A 15,918-nucleotide genomic window follows, 5' to 3' on the forward strand; every position below is an offset into this window, starting at 1 on the left:
GGAGTCGCTCGGGTTGCGTGAGCGTGGTCTGGAGATCGTGTCCTGTCCGTCGTGCGGTCGTGCCCAGGTGGATGTGTACACGCTGGCCGAGCAGGTGCAGGCGGGTCTTGAGGGTATGAAGGTGCCGTTGCGGGTGGCGGTGATGGGGTGTGTGGTCAATGGTCCGGGTGAGGCTCGTGAGGCCGATCTCGGGGTCGCCTCGGGCAACGGCAAGGGTCAGATCTTCGTGAAGGGTGAGGTCATCAAGACGGTGCCGGAGTCGCAGATCGTCGAGACCCTCATCGAGGAGGCGATGCGTATCGCCGAGGAGATGGGCGTGGAGATCGACCTCGACGACGAGGAGGAGGCGGGCCCGACCGTCCGCGTCGTCGGCGGCTGAAAGGCGAAGGGCGGCAATTGATGATCAATCAATATCGAACGCCGCCCTATACGCCATTGAGTGCGGCGTGGAATCCGGCTATACCACAGCGGCGGGTGTGCGGACCACCCTTATTCGCTTGCTGAGGACGTCAGTCAAGTGTGCCGTAAGTGCGCAGTAGGCTGCCATCCCACTGTCATGATTATCTGATTGGCTGGCATAGCGGTCGGCTCTCTTCTGTGCATATATTGTGCCCAGATCCTCGTGATGCATCACATTGCGACTCCAGTGAAACGTTCATCGGGGGCAGGGGAATGATGCACGAGAACCCGATTGACAATGCCGGACGGACCTTACCGATTGACAACTCCATGAGCGCGTCGCCCGCGCACGCGCCCACCCCGCTGATCGGGCGGGACTCCGAGTTCGCCGACCTCTGCTGCAGGCTCCTCGACGCCCGTGCCCGCCTGGTCACCGTCACCGGCCCGGCGGGGGTCGGTAAGAGCAGGCTGGCCGCGGCCGCCTTCGAGGCCGTCTCAGGGCGCTTCGACCACGGCGGACGCTACCTCGACCTGCACGCCGTCGAGCCCGACGGAATCTGCGAGAGCACGCTCGCCGAGCTGTTCTTCGCGACGGGGGACATCACCGCACCGACCCGCCAGGACGTGGTCGACCACCTCAGGGAACGGCACTGCCTGCTGGCGCTGGACGGGTGCGAGCGCCTGCTCGGGACACTGCGGCCGCTGCTCAGCACGCTGGTCGCGGCCTGTCCCGGTCTCACCGTGCTGGCCGTCAGCGACGAGCCGCTCGTCGTGTACGGCGAGAGCCTGATCCGGCTGGCCCCGCTGCCGGTGCCCGACCTGGCCGGCGGGGCGGACCTCGCCGAGCTGGAGCAGGTCCCCTCGGTGCAGCTGTTCGTGCACCGTACCCGGGCCATCCGGCCCACCTTCTCATTGACCCAGGAGAACTACGAGGCGGTGGCCCGGCTGTGCGCGCGCACCGACGGCCTGCCGCTGGCCGTGGAACTGGCCGCCGCGCGCATCAAGCTGTCGTCGCCGCAGTCGTTGCTGACCGGCCTCGACGACGATCTCGACGTGCTTTCCGGCAGCCGGTCCGACACCCTGTCGCGGCACCACAGCATGCGCTCGGCGATCGAATGGAGCCTGGCCAGGCTGAGTTCCGCCGAGAAGACGTTCCTCGGCAGTCTCGCGCCGTTCCACGACCTGTTCGACGCGGCCGCCGCCGTCGGTTGCACCCAGAAGTCCCCGGCGCAGGTGCAGGGATTTCTGGAGAAACTCGTGGACCACAATGTCGTCCAGCTGACCGAATGCCAGGAAGGAGAGGTCACTTTCCAGATGCTGGGGCTGGTGCGCCAGCACATGCTCGACTGGCTGCGCGAGAGCGGCGACTACGACAGGGTGATGGCGGGGCACTCGCGGTACATGCTGGCGATGGCGGAGGGCGCCGAGACCCGGATGGGCGGTCCCGACCAGGCGCTGTGTCTCGACGAGTTGCGCCACTACTGCTACGACATCGGCGCGGTGCTACGGTTCCTCGTCGACACGAAGAACTACGTCCCGGTCGTGCGCATCGGCATCTCCCTGCGGCAGTTCTGGCAGATCTGCGGCCTGACGCACGAGCCTGTGACCCGGATGGAGCAGGGGCTGGCGGGCACCGACATCCCCTGGCAGATCCGGGCCAGCGCCGCGCTCGTGCTCGGCGAACTGCTCATCTCCATGGGACGGCACGAGCGCGCCGAGCGCTGGCTGCGCGCGGCCCAGCGCGACTACGAGGGCCTGCCCGAGTGCGTGGACACGGCCGACTGCAGGCGCCTGCTCGGCCTGATCGCCTACCACCGGGGCGACCTCGCCTCGGCGGAGCGCCTGATGGAGGAGAGCGTCGCGGCCTTCCACGTCGCCCACCCCGACGGAGTGCCGGCGGCGGCGCTGCGCGACCTGGCCGTCTGCAAACTGGCACTCGGCGACCTCGTGGCGGCGGAGAAGCTCGCCGCCGCCGCCTACCGGGGCTTCTCCGAGCGCCAGGACCGGCGCAACGCGGCGCTGGTGCAGTGCGTCGTCGCCGACCTCGCCTCGGCGACGGAGAACTTCGACCGCGCCGAGCGCCTCTACCAGGAGTCGCTTCAGGTGCTCAGCGCGCTGGAGGACCTGCCCGGGTGCGTGGCCTGCCTGGAAGGGCTGGCCGCCGTCTTCACCAGGCACCACGGGCGCCACACCGAGAGCTGGCGGCGGGCGGTGCGCAGCCTGGGCGCCGCCGCGGCGCTGCGGGCGGCCGTCGAGTGCTCCGTGCCGTGGGTGGCGCGGACCGACGTCGAGCGGGTGCTGTCGGAGGCACGCGAACGGCTGGAAGCAGAGATCTTCGAGGAGGCGTGGGCGGTCGGGCTCGGCATGGACCTCCAGGAGACGATCTGCGACGCGCTCACCCCCATGCAGAAGCTGCTGGTGGTGCGGATGCAGCAGTACGGCGAGGACAACCCGCTGACCAGCAGGGAACTGGAGATAGCCGAACTCGTCGCGCTCGGCCTCACCAACCGCAAGATCGCCCGCCGGCTGGGGATCGCCGAGTGGACGGTCGTCAACCACCTGCGGAAGATCATGCGCAAGCTCGACTGCTCGTCGCGGGTCTCCGTCGCCAACTGGATGATCAAGTTGCAGAGCGGCAACGACCTGCCACTGTGACGGGCGCGCCGATGAGCCCGGGAGCGGGGCTCATCGGCGGCACCCGGTCAGAAACCGGAGTGGAGCAGGCCCGCCGCCAGCAGGCACACGACCGTCGTACGGAACACGACCACCCCGCGCTTGCGGGCCAGAAGCGGGTTGCCGTTCGAGAGGAAGGAACCGTACTGCCGTACGCGCAGCACGACGACCGGCAGCAGCACCAGCGGGAACCACCACGGCACCCACCCCACGGCCGGGGGGAGCACGATCAGCGCCAGGTTGGCGGTGGTGACGCAGCCGAGGAAGACGCGGTTGCCGCGCGGGGAGGTGAGGACCGCGACGGTCCTGCGCCCCACGGCGGCGTCGCCCTCGATGTCGTTGGTGTTGGAGTAGGCGCCGATCATGAGCTGGCCGAAACCGAACAGCAGTGCGCAGACGGCCACGAGGGCGGGAAGTTCGCCGGTGAGGAATCCGTACGGCGCGACGACGAAGGCCGCAGGGCACAGCAGGAGCAGCGCCTCCCCGAGACCCCGGTAGCTGAGCTTGAGCCCCCAGGAGTACTGCACGCTGGACGTGAGCAGGAGCGCGGCGACGAGGATCGCCCACGGCGCCGGGTGCGGGGCGATGAGGGCGGTGACCGTCCACCACAGCACCCCCCACGCGATGCTCAGGTAGCCGAAGCGGGCGGCGTGCGAGACGCTGAGCGCGCCGGTCAGCAGCGGCTTGCGCGACAGCGGGCGCAGCCGGCTCTGGTCGCCGTGCAGGTAGTTGGCCTGGTCGCTGCCGTCCTTGATGCCGGTGACGTCGTCGAGGGACATCACGGCCGACAGGACGCCGATCTGCCCGAGGACGAACGTGAGCAGGACGAGGTAGGTCTGCCCCGAGAACTTGGCCTCGGGTGGCAGGGCCGTCCACGCGACGACCAGCGCGAGGCAGAAGTCGAGCACGAACTGGAACTTCACCAGCCTGGCGTAGCTGACGAAGGTCGAGCGGACGCCCGGAGCGGGTTTGCCGGCGGTTGGCGCAGCCATCTTCACCCCTAGTCGCTGGATACCTCACGCAAAGGTAGAAGCGCGGCGGCTAGCAGGGTGAATAGCAAGGTCACTGCTACGGGCGTACAAGAAACTGGCGTCCGGTGGCGGGGCCGGCGCCCCACCACCGAATTTACCTTACCTGGGTAGGGTATTCTTGCCGCGCATGAAGGCCAGGGAGAGCACCGCTCCGGCCGCGGCGACCACCGCGGCCCCGACGAACGCGGCCTGGAACCCGTCGGTGAGCCTGCCGAGGTCGCCCAGTTCGGCGGCGCCCTGCGAGGTGGCGATCGCGGTCATGACCGCGAGGCCCAGCGCCGAGCCCACGTTGTAGGTGGTGTTGACGATCCCGGAGGCCAGGCCCGCCTCCTCCGGCCGGGCGCCGGACATCGCCGACATCATCGCCGGGATGTAGGCCAGCGACATGCCGACCGCCGCGACCAGGCTGGCCGGCAGGACGTCGGTGAGGAAGGACCCGTCCGGCCGGGCGAAGGCAAGGCCCGCCACGCCCGCCGCCAGTACGCCCAGGCCGAGCACGATGAGCGGCTTGGCGCCGAAGCGGCCGAGCAGACGGGCGGTGATGCCCACCATGAAGATCATGATGGCGATCGTCATGGGCAGCAGCGCCGAGCCGCTGGCGAAGGCGCCGTAACCCAGCACCTGCTGGAGGTACAGGTTGAGGAAGTACCACATCGGGATCCACGCCGCGCCGAGCAGCGTCATCGCGACGTTGGCGGCGGCGAGGCCCGGCGTGCGCCAGATGGACAGCGGCATCAGCGGCGAGCGCACCGTCCGCTGGATGATCAGGAACAGCGCCAGGAGCGCGCCGCCGCCGAGGGCGATGAGCCAGTTCTCCGAGACGATCGCGTAGACGAGCAGGGTGATGCCGGCCGTGGCGGCGATGCCGCCGAGCACGTCCACCGAGCCGCGCCCGCCCTTTGTCGCGGGCAGCAGGGCCGGTACGGCCAGCAGCGTCACCACGCCGATGGGGACGTAGATGATGAAGACCCACGGCCAGGTCAGGTACTCGGCGATGACACCGCCGAGGAAGACGCCCGCGGTGCCGCCGGCCGGGGCGGCGGCGCCGTACAGGGCCATGGCCTTGCCGAGTTCGCGCTGGTTGTGGCCGAAGAGCATCATGAGCAGGGTCATGGCGGCGGGGGCGATGAGCGCGCCGCCGACTCCCTGGACGGCCCGGCCGGCGACCTCCACCCAGGCGGTGGTGGCGGCCGCGGCCACGACCGAGCCGGCGATCAGGACGACCCAGCCGGCGGAGAAGATCTTCCGCGCGCCGAACAGGTCGGCCAGGCGGCCGCCAAGAAGGAGCAGGCCGCCGAAGGCGATCACGTAGGCGTTGAACACCCACTGCAGCCCCTCCTGGGTGAAGCCCAGGTCGCGCTGCATGTCCGGCAGGGCCACGCCGATGATCGACGTGTCCATGATGACCATGAACTGCGCGGTGGCGAGGACGGCGAGCGCCCACCACCGGCGAGGATTGGCAGTCATTTAAACCCCCATGGGGTATCCGTTGGGCCGATGGCCGGGAATGTAACATACCCCCCGGGGGTTTGCAACCGAGAGCCCGGCCGCCGTTCGGGCGACCGGGCTCATCGGGTGGAGCGGGCGTTCAGGGACGTTCGGCGAGCTGCTGGAACTTGCCCAGCGTCGCGCGCGGATCACCGTCGGGGGCGAGCGCGGTGCCGAGGTCGGCGGCCATCGTGCCGCGCAGTTCCGCCCACACCGGCTGCGAGGTCGGGTCGAAGCGCGCCTTGGCCACCATGTCCACGATCGGGCTGACCTTCGGATCCTGGCGCATGGCCGACGAACCGGAGGCGGTCGTCGGCAGCAGGCCCTCCACCTTCAGGTACTCGGAGTAGTTGTCGGCCTGGTAGAAGAAGTCCAGGAACTCGCGGACCGTCTGCTGGTTGCCGTCCTTCTTGAAGGCCATCAGGTAGTCCTGGATGCCGTGCGTGGTCGCCTCGGCGCCGTGGTTGGTGGGGTGGGCGGCGGTGCCGTAATCCACCCCCGCCTTGTCCACCGGGTCGAGGAAGGCCCGGGTGCCGAACGAGGCGTAGACCATGCCCACCTTGCCCTGGGCGAACAACGGCCAGGTGCCGTCGGCCCGGTTGGTCTGGCCGGGGTTGGGCTGCGTGTACCCCTCCTGGGTGAGCGACTTGAGGAACTCCAGCGCCTCGACGCTGCGCTCGCCGTTGACCGTCCACTTGCCGTCCGTGCGCCAGTCGCCGCCGTTGGCGCGGATCCAGGTGCCGAACTCGTAGTCGCCGCCCTCGGCGCCGAGCGCCAGCGCGTACGGCACATAGCCGCCGGGCAGCGCCTTGATCGCCTTGACCGCCGCGCGGAACTCCTCCCACGTGGCGGGCGGCTGGTCGAAGCCCGCCTTCTTCAGGATCGTCTTGTTGTAGTACATGCCGTTGACCGTGGCGACGAACGGCAGGCCGTACTGGACGCCGTCGTAGGAGGCGTTCTCGGCGAACGACGGCAGGAAGTCCGACAGCACCTGCTTGGAGACCACCTCGTCGGCGCGGTACAACAGCCCGGCCTCGGCGTAGTCGGCGAAGACGTTGATGTTGAGCACGTCGGGCAGTTGCCGGGTCTGGACCATGGTGTTGACCTGACTCTGCAGGTTGCCCCAGTCGATCACCTGCAGGTCGACGTTCCTGCCCGGGTGCTTGGCCTCGAAGGCGGAGATCAGCTTGTCCCAGTAGGGGCGGGTGCCCTCGGTGTACTGCGCGACGACCAGCTTGATGGACTGCGAATCGCCGCCGCCGCCCGAGCCGCCGCCACCACACGCGCTCAGCGCGAGGACGAGTGCCGCCGCCACGGCGCCGAGCAGCCGAGGTCTGGTTCTGGAGGACATGTCATACCGACCCTTCTCATGGTCACTTGGTGCTACCCGAGGTGAGGCCGCTCACCAGGTGCTTCTCGATGAGTGCGAACAGGAGCACCGCGGGCACGATCGCCATCAGCGCCGCGGCGAAGAGATACTGGTAGTTGGTCTCGTACAGGCCGATGAACTGCTGGACGCCGACCGTGAGCGGCACCCGCCCGGTCGCCGGGTCGTTGAAGAGCGTCAGTGCGATGACGAACTCGTTCCACACCTGGATGAAGGTGAAGATCATCACGGTGACCAGCCCGGGCGCGGCCAGCGGGAGGGTCATCCTCAGCATGATCCGGAACCGGCCGAGGCCGTCCATCATCGCGGCCTCGTCGATCTCCACGGGGATCGACCTGAAGTGCGCGTGCAGGATCCACACCGCGAACGCCAGGTTGAAGGCCGAGTTGATGGCGATGATGACGCCGTAGCTGTTGATCCCGTCGACGAACAGCGCCTGCTGGTACAGGCCGATGAGCAGCGCGACCGCGGGGAACACCTGCGTCACGAGGATCACCCCGAGGAAGGCCGCGCGCCCCTTGAACGTGAAACGCGCCAGCATGTACGCCGCGGGCGCCCCGACCACCACCACGAGCACCGTCGACACCAGCGCGACGATCATGCTGACCCGGAAGTAGTCGGCCAGCGGGATCCGGCTCCACACGTCGGCGTAGTTGGACCAGGCCCAGCTCTCCGGCAGGTACGTCGCCGGGACGGCGAACAGTTCGGCGTCGGACTTCAGCGAGCCGAGCAGCATCGCCGCGTACGGCGCGAGGAAGAACAGCGCCACCGCGAACCCGACGACCGGCAGCGCGACGGGACGGACCCGCTGCCACCCCCGTCCCGCCCGCAGCAGCACCGGCCGGCTCCGCCCGACGGGCTGCGGCCGGGGCGCGGCCACGGTGGGCACAGCGGGCCCCGGCTCGGCGGCGGGGTCCTTCCGGGCGGGTGGCTCACCGGTGGCCGCCGGGTCGCGGTGGGGGCGCAGCACCAGCACGAAGGCCAGGATGAGCAGCAGCAGGAACACCACGTTGACCACGCCCAGCGCCGCCGCCTCGCCCGAGTCGAGCTGCGCCGTGAAGGCGATCTTGTACAGCCACGTCACCGTGGTGTCGGCGTGGTTGCCCGCCGTCTTGCCCATGATCACCCAGATGACGGTGAAGGCGTTGAAGACGTGCAGCATGTTCAGGATCAGTGCGATCATGAGCGAGGGCCGCAGGATCGGCAGTGTCACCCGCCGCCAGGCCGCCCACGCGCCCGCGCCGTCGATCCGCGCCGCCTCCAGCACGTCGTGCGGCACCGTCTGCAGCCCGGACAGCAGCACGTACGTGGTGAACGGCATCGAGGTGATGATCCCGACCGCCATGACCGAGTAGATCGCGGTGGCCGGATCCTTGTACCAGTCGACCGGCGCCGAGATGAGCGACAGGTCCATGAGCAGGCGGTTGAGCAGGCCGTTGCCGCCCTCGTAGATGAAGCGCCACACGGTGGCGGTCATCACCAGCGAGGTCGCCCACGGCACCAGCAGCGCGAGCCTGACGAACCTGCGGCCGAAGAACTCCTTGGTCAGGAACTGCGCGAGCGCGAGTGACAACAGCATGGTCAGCCCGACGACGATCACCAGCCACAGCAGGGTGTTGCCCACCACCTGGCCGAGCGCGTCCTCCTGGAACAACCTGACGTAATTGTCGAATCCGGCGAAGCCCCTGAGCAGCCCGATTCTGCTGATGTCCTGGAAGGACATCCAGACCATGTAGAGAGCGGGAAAGAGCACGACGCCCGCGATGAGGACGGTGCTCGGCGCCAGCCACCGCCAGGGCACGGTGCGCTGCCACAGTGCGGCGGCTCTTTGCGCCAGACCGGGATCCGCAGTCCGATTCGCCATCTCCGCAGACCCCTTTCGTCCAGCCGTGGCGCAATGCTCTTTGTGAATTTGCTCGATGTCAAGCGTTTTGCGATTAATTCAAGCAACTTCAATCAAAGAGTGAGCATGGCCCGATCACTGATGGAACGCGCCAAAAGCCCCACCCGGCTGCCGGGTGGGGCGGTGGCGGGCCGCTATCGGGTGGAGACCGGGCGCCTGGCGTGCGTGCGGTGCAGGACCCGCAGGCTGCGCGGACCGGCCGTGTGGCGCGGACGGCGGGGCGCGAGCGGCGCCGACGGCCGCCGGAGCGGCCACAGGAGCCGTGCGGCGACGGCCGCGACCAGCCCGAGCACCGTCAGCGTGGCGGCGGCGGCCGTCATGCCGAACTCCGACGCCAGCCATCCGGCCAGCGGGTAGGTGAGCAGCCACGCCGCGTGCGACAGGGAGAACTGCGCGGCGAACGCGGCGGGCAGGTCGGCGGCCGCGACCGAGCGGCGGATCAGCCGCCCGGTCGGGGTGAGCACCGCGGCGGTCGCGGCTCCCGTCACCGCCCAGGTCCCCAGCATCACCGGCCACGTCAGCACACCGGCGGCCAGCGTGGCGGTCACCGCGACGAGGGCGCCGAACAGCGTGTACGCGCCCGCCAGCATCACCGCCCGGTCGCTGACCCGCTCCAGCGCGCGGGGCAGGAGCAGCGCCACGACCATCGACCCGGCTCCGAAGGCGCCGAGGGCCAGCGAGGTGTCACCGGCGCCGCGCTGCAGGTACTCGCGGGCCAGGACCACCGTGTTGACGATGACCATCGCGCCGCCGGCGGCGACCGCCAGGTTCAGCGCCAGCAGGGCGCGCAACTCCGGCACCGCCCAGAACAGCCGGGTTCCGTAGGTGGCCTTGGCGAACGGGCCGCCCGTGCGGCGGACCGGCGTGGGCTTCGGCAGGACGACGGAGATCACGAACGCGGCGGAGGCGAGGAAGCCGAACACCGTACCCATGAACAGCCAGTTGTAGGTGATCAGAGACAGGAGTCCGGCGGCGAGCACCGGGCTGAACAGGCTCTCCATGTCGTAGGCGAGCCGCGACAGCGTGAGCGCCCGTGTGTAGTCGCGCTCCTCCTTGAGCAACTCGGGGATGGTGGCCTGGAACGTCGGCGTGAAGGCGGCGGAGGCCGACTGGAGCAGGAAGATGAGCACGTAGATCTGCCACACCTGGGTCACGAACGGCAGGGCGAGCGCGACCCCGGCGCGGATGAGGTCGGAGCCGACCATCAGCGTCCGGCGCGGGATGCGGTCGGCGAACGCGCTGATCACCGGTGCGATGCCCACGTAGGCGACCATCTTGATCGCCAGCGCGGTGCCGAGCACGGCCGAGGCGTCGGCCCCGGCGAGGTCGTAGGCGAGCAGGCTCAGCGCCACGGTGGCCAGCCCGGTGCCGACCAGGGCGACGACCTGAGCGATGAACAGGTGACGGTAGGTGCGGTGGCGCAGTACCTGGAACATGACCCCTCGATTCAACATGTGCATTCATGCGCACACGTTGAACCATGGGGGGTGCGGGAACATTCCCGCCGTGCTCAGGAATGCCAGGGATCGCCCGTCACCTTGTGTTCGGCGTGGCTCAGCGCCTCCAGGACGAGGTTGCGCAGATGCCCGTCACGCAGGGAGTACACGACCCGGCGCCCCTCCTTGCGCGAGCGCACCAGATTGGCCAGGCGGAGCTTGGCCAGGTGCTGGCTGACGGCGGGACGGGCGGCGCCGCTCGCCTGCGCCAGATGGCTCACATCGGCCTCGTTCTCCGACAGCAGCCACAGCAGGTGCAGCCGCGTGGGGTCGGACAGCAGGGCGAACACCCTGCTCGCGGCGTCGAGCTGCGCCCGGTCGGGGACGGGCCGGTGCAGGTGCACCGTGGCGGGCGTGGGGCGATCGGGCTCCGGCATGGTGCTCATCGTAGGCGGCCGGGACGGCTTGACAGATCGGCCGGCGACTGGATGGGACATTCCGTACTGGCAGGAAGTTGCCCCGGTTTCCCTGACGAAACGCTCAAGGAGCCGGGTGGTGCGCGGCTAGCGTGTTTCGCCGCACGGTGTGTCCGGGGCGCGACCGTCCGCAGTCCCCGCAGCGTGCGATCAGAGCGCCGAACGAAAAAGGAGTGCCGCCTTGTCGGAAACCATGTCGCGCAGAGGTCTGCTGAAGATCGGAGCGGGGGTCGCCGCCGCCTCGGTGCCCGCGCTGGCGGGCGAGCCGTCATGGGCGGGCGAGGGCCGCTTCAACCTCGCCTCGCCGTCGTACAGCATCCTGTGGAAGAACCCCCTGCACGACCCGACCGTCATGCAGTCCTTCGCCTTCGACGACGTCAACGGCCACATCTACGCCGCCCAGGTGCAGCGGGGGAGCGACACCCGGGCCAACGGCCACCTCACCGTCACCAAGATGAGCCGCACCGGCACCGAACTCGCCCACATGACCCTCAGGTCCTTCGGCCACGGGGTGTCGATCGCCGTCGAGCCGGTCGGCGGCCGGGTCTTCCTGTGGACCGAGGTCGACGCCGTCCGCTCGCCCGACGACTACGCGTGGGGACGGAAGATCGCCAGGTTCCCCTTCCAGCCGGGCAGGCAGCTCGACAAGGACCAGGTGGCGAACAAGTACGAGCTGCCGAACGCCACCAGCACCACCCCGTCCATCGACCCCACGACCAAGCGGCTGGGCATCAGGCACCGGGTGGGGGGCAGGCTCCGCTACACCGTCTACGACCTGGAGAGGTTCAAGGCGGGCAACCGGAAGCCGATCTACGACTTCGGGTTCGAACGCCCCGGCAGCAACCCCCAGGGGTGGACGATCTGCGGCGACTTCCTCTACACCCTGGAGGGCCACGCCTACGGCGCCGCGAACCGCAAGCCCGGCAACACCTACATCACCTGTGTCGACATGCGTACGGCGCGGCAGGTCCACCGCTCCTTCTCGCAGGCGGGCTCCTCGCTCGACTACCGTGAGCCGGAGGGCATGGCGATCCAGGTGGTCGGCGGCAGGCCCCGGCTCTGCTTCGGCTTCGCCTCCGGAACGGCCGACGCCCGGCGGGCCAGCATCTGGTACAAGTCCGCCCGCATGTAACCGGGCTCAGCAGGCGAGGTCGCGGGTGGGCAGCGCGCCGCCGTCCAGATACGCGTTGACCGCCCGGTCGGCGCACGGGACCGGCCGGAATCCCTCGGCCGCGCGGCCGTAGACCCCGTGCGCGCGGACGTCCGCCGTCACCAGCCGCGAGGCGGTCATCTTGCGATGCAGTGCCACGGCGCCCGCGTACGGGACGTTGGCGTCCCGGCGCGCGTGCAGGATCAGCGCGGGCACGGCGTTGCCCACCGGCGTGCCCGCCTCGCCGGGCTCGCTTCCCCAGAACGCGCACGGCGCCGTCATCCCGCTCGTCATCGGCCCGAACACGGGCAGCGCCGCCTTGTCGCGCACGATGTTGCGCCAGTACGCCTCCGGGTCCTGCGGCCAGCCCCCGGCGGGCCAGCCGCCGTCCCCGCACATGAACAGCGCGCCGCCCACCATGCCGTCGGCCAGGGCGGGCGATTCGAGCAACTCCAGCATCGCGGCCAGCTCGGGACCGGGCTCGACCGGCCTGCCCTCCGCCGCCCGCCGGAGGTCGCGGACGACGGCGGCCAGGGCCGCGTCGTGCTCGCCGTGCTGGACGAACTGCCTGAGGATCAGCCGCAGCAGCGGCGCGTCGAGCCGCGTCCCGCCGATCGCGACCGGCCGCCGGGTGGCGCGTTCGAGGAGCCGCTCCACACCGGCCCGCACCTGCGCGCGGGTGCGGCCGAGCCCGTAGGAGGGCCGCCGCGCCGTCCAGGCGGCCCATTCGTCCAGTGCCCCCTCCAGCGGCCGGCCGCTGCGCCTGAACAACTCGTACTGCGTCGCCGCCGGATCGGTCGCGGAGTCGAGCACCAGGCGATCGACGCTGCGCGGGAACATCTCGGCGAACACCGCGCCCAGGTCGGCGCCATAGGAGACGCCGTAATACGACAGCCTCGGCTCACCGAGGACCTTGCGGATCAGGTCCATGTCCCGCGCGACGTTGCGGGTGGAGGCGTGGGGGAGCAGCGCGGCGTTGCCCTCGGGGGCGAAGCAGCGCCGTACGGTGTCCCGCGCGGCCCGCACCGATCTGTCGAAGTCCGCGCGGGCCGACGAGGACGGGCCGGGCGGTCGCGCCGGGCCCGCCGGGGCGCACCGTACAGGGGAGCTCTCGCCCAGGAACCGGGGGTCGAAACCGATCAGGTCGTAGGCGTCGGCCGTCCTCCCGAGCGTCCGCCGCAGGGTCAGGGTGCTGTTCAGCCCCGTGCCGCCGGGGCCGCCCGGATTGGACAGCAGGATGCCGCGCCGCTTCGCCGACCTCGCCTGGACACGGGAGACGGTGATCTCGACAGCCGGTCCTGCGGGGTCGGCGTAGTCGAGGGGGACCTTGACCTTCGCGCACCGCGCGCCCGCCCGGATCAGCTCCCGCTGCGCGGCCGGGCACGGCCCCCAGCCGAGCCGCTGCTCCTCGTGGGCCGAGGGCGGCCCGGCGTCCTGTGCGGCGGCGGGCGGGACGGCGCCCACCAGTGCGAGGCCGACGGCAAGCGTGAGCACACCACGCATCGCTACTCCTTGATCTCGGGTGAAAGTCACGACGACGCTAGGCGCGGCGGCCCGCCGCGCGGATCGACCGGATGGCCGGTGATCTTCGACCGATCGGCCGATAACGCCAGATGCGCGTGGAACACAGGGGAGTCCTTCGCGGCGAGGTACCCCCGGTGTCGAGCAGCGGCACGGGAACGCGTCATCAAATGTTGACGCTCAAGTGTGCGTCAACATATGATGACGGCAGTGTGCGGGCCGTTCGGCGGCCCGCCTGGAAGGGGAGGACGCCCATGGCCGCGCCCGCGGTTATCCGACAGGCGCTCGCGACAGCGGTGAGCGCCGATCTGCCGGTCATCCTGTGGGGTGCCCCGGGCACCGGCAAGACCTCCTCGGTGGTCGCGCTCGGCGCCGCCGCAGGGCTGCCCGTCGAGGTCGTGGTCGGCTCCATCAGGGAACCGAGCGACTTCTCCGGCCTGCCGGTGCTGCGCGAAGGCGGCACCTGGTTCGCGCCGCCCCGCTGGGCCGAGCGGCTCGCCGCCGGAGGCGGCGGCCTGCTGCTCCTCGGCGAGCTGACCACCGCCCCGCCCGCGGTGCAGGCCGCCATGCTGCGCGTGGTGCTGGAACGCACGGTGGGCGACCTGGTGCTGCCGCCGGAGGTGCGGATCGTGGCCGCCGCCAACCCGCCCGGCCAGGCGGCCGACGGCTGGGACCTGACGGCGCCGCTCGCCAACAGGCTCATCCACCTGGACTGGACCGTCTCCGCCGACGACATCGCGGAGGGCTTCGCGAGCGGCTTCCCGGTGCCGGAGTTCGACCTGAAGGACGCGGCAGGGCCGGCCGAGACGGCCGCCGCCAGGTCGGCCGTGGGCGCGTTCCTGCGGGTGCGGCCGGAGCTCGTGCTGGCCGTACCCGACACCCCCGAGCGCGCCGGGCGCGGCTGGCCCAGCCCGCGCAGCTGGGACATGGCCGCCCGCGCGTTCGCCGCCTGTGAGCACGCGGGCGCGGGTGAGGCGGTGCTGGCCGAACTGGTGCTCGGCGCGGTGGGGGAGGGGGCCGGGTTCGAACTGCTGTCCTGGCGGCGCGACCTCGACCTGCCCGACCCGGCGACCCTCCTGGCCGACCCGGGTGCTCGCCTGCCGGACCGGCTCGACCGGCTGCACGCCCTGCTCGGCGCGGTGGCCGCGCACGTCCGCTCGGACGGCGGCGCCGACTCGTGGGAGCGGGCCTGGACGGTGGTGGCGCGGGTCGCGCACACGGCGCCGGACGTCGCGGCGAGCGCCGCCCGCTCCTTGGCACGTTCCCGGCCGGAGGGCGCGAGGCTGCCCACGACGATGCTGGAACTCGCACCGGTCCTGCGCGCGGCCGGACTCCTGCGATGACACCCTCACCCAGGACGGTGCCCCGGTGACCTACGAGAGGCAGACGCACGCCCGTGTCGCCGCCGCGCGGCTGTGGGCGGCGCACCGGGCACCGTACCTCGCGTCGGCGGTCTTCGCCCTCAACCCGGTCATCCTGGACGCGGGCCCGCAAGCACCGGCGGCCGACGCGGACTTCCGCGCGTTCCCCGCCGACACCCGCTGGAACCTGTACGTCGAACCGGGCATCGCGCTCGCCACGCCGGTGGAGGAACTCGGCTGGTGGATGCTGCACCACGTGGGCCACCTGGTACGCGGCCACGCGGCCCGTTCCCCCGCCCGGCCGGGGAACACCCACGCGGCGGGCGCGGCCGAGGGCCGATGGAACCAGGCGGCGGACGCCGAGATCAACGACGACCTGGAGGCAGCGGGACTGCCCGGCCCGGCCGGGGTGATCTCGCCCGGCGAACTGGGTCTGCCGGTCAACCGCACGGCGGAGGAGTACGCGCCGATGCTGGAGGCGCTGGCGGAGGAGATGGGGCGCGGCGGCGGGGCGCCGGCGGCGGCGATCGACTGCGGCAGCGCGGCCGACGGTCACCCCCGGCCCTACGAGAACGGCGGCACCGACGAAGGGCTGACCGAACTGGACAGGGAACTGCTCGAACGCTCCCTCGCGGCCGGCATGCACGAGCGGGCCGCCGCCCGCAGCGAGGTGCCTGCGGGCTGGCGGCGCTGGGCGGAGGAGCGGCTGCGCCCGTCGGTGGACTGGCGGGCCCGCCTGGGCGCGCTGATCCGGCGCGGGCTGAGCACGACCGCCGGGCGGGTCGACTTCAGCTACAGCCGCCCGTCGCGGCGCGCGGGCGCCTACACGGCGATCGTGCCGCCGTCGCTGGTGCGCCCGGTGCCGGACACGGTGCTGGTGATCGACACCTCCGGCAGCGTGACCGACGAGGCGCTGAAGCGGCTGCTGACCGAGGTGGGCGCGATCGTCGACGGGGTGTCCGGGCCGCGGCGGCTGCGGGCGCTGTGCTGCGACGTCCGGCCGCACCCGGTCCAGACCGTACGCCGGGCGGCCGACATCGAACTGGTCGGCGGCGGCGGCACGGACCTGCGCGCCGGGCTGGCGGCGGCGATG

11 protein-coding genes and 1 pseudogene are annotated in these 15,918 nt (G+C 70.9%); 5 read left to right on the forward strand and 7 right to left on the reverse strand.

Annotated features, from left to right (window positions below):
* Both ABD120_RS20930 and ABD120_RS20935 read left to right on the forward strand, forming a co-directional pair.
* A pseudogene (locus tag ABD120_RS20930) lies at window positions 1-379 on the forward strand (flavodoxin-dependent (E)-4-hydroxy-3-methylbut-2-enyl-diphosphate synthase); the annotation flags it as partial.
* 350 nt (window positions 380-729) lie between these two features.
* Window positions 730-3,054 carry an ATP-binding protein gene (locus ABD120_RS20935; protein WP_343951645.1) on the forward strand — a complete coding sequence of 775 codons (2,325 nt, stop codon included), beginning with the start codon at window positions 730-732 and terminating at the stop codon, window positions 3,052-3,054.
* 47 nt (window positions 3,055-3,101) lie between these two features.
* Here the strand turns inward: ABD120_RS20935 and ABD120_RS20940 are convergent, their stop codons facing one another.
* The 6 genes from ABD120_RS20940 to ABD120_RS20965 form a co-directional block, all read right to left on the reverse strand.
* Entirely contained in the window at window positions 3,102-4,064 is a 963-nt protein-coding gene (locus ABD120_RS20940) for a UbiA family prenyltransferase (protein WP_343951646.1), read from the reverse strand.
* 138 nt (window positions 4,065-4,202) lie between these two features.
* Window positions 4,203-5,570 carry an MFS transporter gene (locus ABD120_RS20945; RefSeq protein WP_343951647.1) on the reverse strand — a complete coding sequence of 456 codons (1,368 nt, stop codon included), beginning with the start codon at window positions 5,568-5,570 and terminating at the stop codon, window positions 4,203-4,205.
* 121 nt (window positions 5,571-5,691) lie between these two features.
* Entirely contained in the window at window positions 5,692-6,942 is a 1,251-nt protein-coding gene (locus ABD120_RS20950) for an extracellular solute-binding protein (RefSeq protein WP_343951648.1), read from the reverse strand.
* Window positions 6,943-6,964: 22 nt separating this feature from the next.
* Window positions 6,965-8,842, reverse strand: a complete 1,878-nt coding sequence (locus ABD120_RS20955; RefSeq protein ID WP_343951649.1) for an ABC transporter permease — start codon at window positions 8,840-8,842, stop codon at window positions 6,965-6,967.
* A gap of 173 nt (window positions 8,843-9,015) precedes the next feature.
* Window positions 9,016-10,317, reverse strand: coding sequence for an MFS transporter (locus ABD120_RS20960; RefSeq protein WP_343951650.1), 1,302 nt, complete (start codon window positions 10,315-10,317; stop codon window positions 9,016-9,018).
* 74 nt (window positions 10,318-10,391) lie between these two features.
* A complete protein-coding gene (locus ABD120_RS20965; protein WP_343951651.1) occupies window positions 10,392-10,754 on the reverse strand; it encodes an ArsR/SmtB family transcription factor in 363 nt (120 codons plus the stop codon).
* 220 nt (window positions 10,755-10,974) lie between these two features.
* On the opposite strand from ABD120_RS20965, the gene ABD120_RS20970 reads away from it, so the two are divergent.
* Window positions 10,975-11,925, forward strand: coding sequence for a phage baseplate protein (locus ABD120_RS20970; RefSeq protein WP_343951652.1), 951 nt, complete (start codon window positions 10,975-10,977; stop codon window positions 11,923-11,925).
* A 6-nt stretch (window positions 11,926-11,931) separates the two neighbouring features.
* Here the strand turns inward: ABD120_RS20970 and ABD120_RS20975 are convergent, their stop codons facing one another.
* A complete protein-coding gene (locus ABD120_RS20975; protein ID WP_343951653.1) occupies window positions 11,932-13,446 on the reverse strand; it encodes an alpha/beta hydrolase in 1,515 nt (504 codons plus the stop codon).
* A 272-nt stretch (window positions 13,447-13,718) separates the two neighbouring features.
* On the opposite strand from ABD120_RS20975, the gene ABD120_RS20980 reads away from it, so the two are divergent.
* Both ABD120_RS20980 and ABD120_RS20985 read left to right on the forward strand, forming a co-directional pair.
* The gene (locus ABD120_RS20980) at window positions 13,719-14,807 is read left to right on the forward strand and encodes an AAA family ATPase (RefSeq protein WP_343951654.1); all 1,089 of its coding nucleotides are present in this window, start codon (window positions 13,719-13,721) and stop codon (window positions 14,805-14,807) included.
* A 25-nt stretch (window positions 14,808-14,832) separates the two neighbouring features.
* Window positions 14,833-15,918: vWA domain-containing protein (locus ABD120_RS20985; protein WP_343951655.1), on the forward strand; the 1,086-nt coding region annotated here is incomplete at its 3' end.

Origin of the sequence: Nonomuraea longicatena (genome assembly GCF_039525605.1) — a bacterium.
GTDB classification, from domain to species: domain Bacteria; phylum Actinomycetota; class Actinomycetes; order Streptosporangiales; family Streptosporangiaceae; genus Nonomuraea; species Nonomuraea longicatena.

What these genes read in the sequence shown, in the direction of transcription:
- ABD120_RS20935 (WP_343951645.1), top strand. Translation starts at nt 730, where the DNA reads ATGAGCGCGTCGCCCGCGCACGCGCCCACCCCGCTGATCGGGCGGGAC.
- ABD120_RS20940 (WP_343951646.1), bottom strand. Translation starts at nt 4,064, where the DNA reads ATGGCTGCGCCAACCGCCGGCAAACCCGCTCCGGGCGTCCGCTCGACC.
- ABD120_RS20945 (WP_343951647.1), bottom strand. Translation starts at nt 5,570, where the DNA reads ATGACTGCCAATCCTCGCCGGTGGTGGGCGCTCGCCGTCCTCGCCACC.
- ABD120_RS20950 (WP_343951648.1), bottom strand. Translation starts at nt 6,942, where the DNA reads ATGTCCTCCAGAACCAGACCTCGGCTGCTCGGCGCCGTGGCGGCGGCA.
- ABD120_RS20955 (WP_343951649.1), bottom strand. Translation starts at nt 8,842, where the DNA reads ATGGCGAATCGGACTGCGGATCCCGGTCTGGCGCAAAGAGCCGCCGCA.
- ABD120_RS20960 (WP_343951650.1), bottom strand. Translation starts at nt 10,317, where the DNA reads ATGTTCCAGGTACTGCGCCACCGCACCTACCGTCACCTGTTCATCGCT.
- ABD120_RS20965 (WP_343951651.1), bottom strand. Translation starts at nt 10,754, where the DNA reads ATGCCGGAGCCCGATCGCCCCACGCCCGCCACGGTGCACCTGCACCGG.
- ABD120_RS20975 (WP_343951653.1), bottom strand. Translation starts at nt 13,446, where the DNA reads ATGCGTGGTGTGCTCACGCTTGCCGTCGGCCTCGCACTGGTGGGCGCC.
- ABD120_RS20980 (WP_343951654.1), top strand. Translation starts at nt 13,719, where the DNA reads ATGGCCGCGCCCGCGGTTATCCGACAGGCGCTCGCGACAGCGGTGAGC.